At 64.3% G+C, this 3,163-nt stretch carries 1 pseudogene; it reads left to right on the forward strand.

From position 1 onward, the window contains the following. Positions 1-3,163: pseudogene (locus IG65_RS37480) on the forward strand (amino acid adenylation domain-containing protein); the annotation flags it as partial.

A 3,163-nucleotide genomic window follows, 5' to 3' on the forward strand; every position in this document is an offset into this window, starting at 1 on the left:
GGTCCCGGATGCGTGGTCGGGCTACTGATGCAACGCTCGGCACAAGCCATCACCGCCATCACCGCGGTACTCGAGACGGGGGCGGCCTACCTGCCCATCGATCCCGAACACCCAAGAGCACGAATCGAATTCATGATTGCCGACGCCACACCGGCGGCCGTGATCACCACCGCCGATCTGGCCGGACGACTCGACGGAATCGACATACCGATCATCGATCCACAGCCAACCCAGCACCGCGCTACCGGCGCCACGCCCGGACACCATCGCCTACCTCATCTACACCTCCGGCACCACCGGCGTCCCCAAAGGCGTAGCCACCACCCACCACAACATCACCCAACTACTGACGACCCTGGACACCGGCCCCACACCCGCGTCGAAACAGGTGTGGGCGCAATGCCATTCGCTCGCCTTCGACATTTCGGTGTGGGAAATCTGGGCCCCACTACTCCACGGCGGCCGACTGGTCGTCATACCCGACTCGATCACCCTCTCCCCCAACGACTTCCACGACGTCCTCGCCGCGGAACACGTCACCGTATTGACCCAAACCCCCACCGCCGCAGCAATGCTCACGCCACACGACCTGGAACCGCTGACACTGATACTCGGCGGTGAAGCCTGCCCCGCCCGAGTGATAGACCAATGGGCGCCCGCACACACGGTGATCAACGGCTACGGCCCCACCGAAACCACCATGTGCGTCACCCTCACCCCACCCTTGACACCCGGATCGGGAACTCCGCCGATCGGCGCACCAGTAGCCGGGGCAGCGTTGTTCGTCCTCGATAACCGACTACAGCGCGTGCCGGTCGGCGTCACCGGCGAACTGTACGTCGCCGGCGCGGGAGTCGCCTGCGGATACTGGCGGCGCACGGCACTGACCGCGACGCGATTCACCGCCTGCTCATTCGGGCAGCCCGGGACACGCATGTATCGCACCGGCGACCTCGTCCGCTGGGGACACGACGGTCAGCTGCGGTATGTGGCCCGCGCCGACGAGCAGGTCAAAATCCGCGGATATCGCATCGAGTGTGGCGAAGTCCGGGATGCCCTGACCGGATTGGGCGGGGTGGAACAGGTGGCGGTGATCGCCCGCGAAGACGACCCCGGAGACAAGCGCCTGGTCGCCTACATCACCGGCACGGCAAACCCCACCGACATACGCACCCAACTCGCCGAACGACTCCCCGCCTACATGATCCCCGCGGCAGTCATGACACTGCCCGCACTACCACTGACCGTCAACGGCAAACTCGACACCCGCGCTCTCCCGGCACCCGAATACGCGGCGAGCGGGTATCGCGCCCCGAGCACCCCCGTCGAGGAAATCCTCGCCACCCTCTACGCCCACACACTCGGACTCGACCACGTCGGCATCGACGACTCGTTCTTCGACCTCGGCGGAGACTCACTATCGGCGATGCGCCTGATCGCCGCGATCAACACCACACTCGACACCGACCTCTCGGTACGCACCGTATTCGACACACCCACCGTTGCCCGGCTGGCCTCCGGTATCGGTCGCGCGGGCTCGAGCCGACTCCCACGACTGACACCCGTCGCACGACCCGCGGTAATTCCGTTGTCGTATGCCCAGCAACGATTGTGGTTCATCGACCAACTGGAGGGCCCCTCCCCGCTCTACAACGTGGCGGCGGCGTTGCGGTTGAGCGGTGGGCTCGATGTCGAGGCGCTGCGTGCAGCGCTGGCCGATGTGGTGGGCCGGCATGAAAGCCTCCGCACGGTGTTCGGCACGGTCGAGGGGACGCCCCGGCAGGTGGTTATCCCCGTCGAGCGGGTCGATTTCGGGTGGGAGGTTGTCGATGCGACCGGGTGGTCGGGCACCCAACTGGATGCGGCGGTCAACGCGGCGGCATGCTACCCCTTCGACTTGGCGGCCGAGATTCCTTTGCGGGCAAGACTTTTCGAAGTTGCCCATCGAGAACACGTGCTGGTGATCGTGATGCACCATATCGCTGCTGACGGCTGGTCGCTGAGGCCGCTGGCCGCCGATTTGAGTGTGGCGTATGCCGACCGGTGCGCGGGCCGAGCGCCGAATCTGTCGCCGTTGGCGGTGCAATACATCGACTACACACTCTGGCAACGCACCCAACTCGGCGACCTACACGACCCCCACAGCCCCATCACCACCGAACTCGAGTACTGGGAACACACCCTCGCCGGAATGCCCGAACACCTCGAACTCCCCACCTGTCGAAACTCAGCGCCAACTCCGATGTGGCAATCGGATTCGCGGTCGCCGGCCGCGACGACCCCGCCCTCGACGAATTGGTCGGCTTCTTCGTCAACACCCTCGTCCTCCGAGTCGACCTGAACGGCTTCGAAGTCCTGGTCGAACGACTCAACCCAGCCAGATCACTGAGGCATCACCCCCTCATCCAAGTGCTGCTGGCCTGGCAGAACTTCACCGGAAACAACGACCCCGCAGCCGGTTTGGTATTGGACGACCTCCAGATCAGCTCGCTCCCGGTGGATACCCACACCGCCCGCATGGACCTAGCGTTCTCCCTCGGCGAACGCTTCACCGACAACGGCGAACCCGCCGGACTCACCGGAGCAGCGGAATTCCGCACCGACATCTTCGACACCACCACCATCGAAACACTCATCCAACGGCTCGAACGAACACTGACCGAACTGACCCGCGACCCCGGACAACCACTTTCATCAGTGGACCTGCTCGACGAATCCGAACACACCCGGCTGGATGAAATCAGCAACCGTGCCGTATTGCGTACGCGCACATCATCGGCGATGTCGGTTCCGGCATTGTTCGCCGCACAAGTGGCCCGCACGCCCAACGCGATAGCACTCAGCTGCGGCGAAGACTCCTGGACCTACCGGCAACTCGACCAGACCTCGAACCGGCTGGCACACCTGCTCAGCGGCCACGGGGTGGGTCCCGGATGCGTGGTCGGACTACTGATGCAACGCACAGCACAAGCCATCACCGCCATCACCGCGGTACTCGAGACGGGGGCAGCCTACCTACCTATCGATCCCGAACATCCAAGAGCACGAATCGAATTCATGCTCACCGACGCCACACCGGCGGCCGTGATCACCACCGCCGATCTGGCCGGACGACTCGACGGAATCGACATACCGATCATCGATATCAACGACCCCGTAATCG

The organism is Nocardia sp. NRRL WC-3656 (assembly GCF_000720265.1).
GTDB classification, from domain to species: domain Bacteria; phylum Actinomycetota; class Actinomycetes; order Mycobacteriales; family Mycobacteriaceae; genus Nocardia; species Nocardia nova.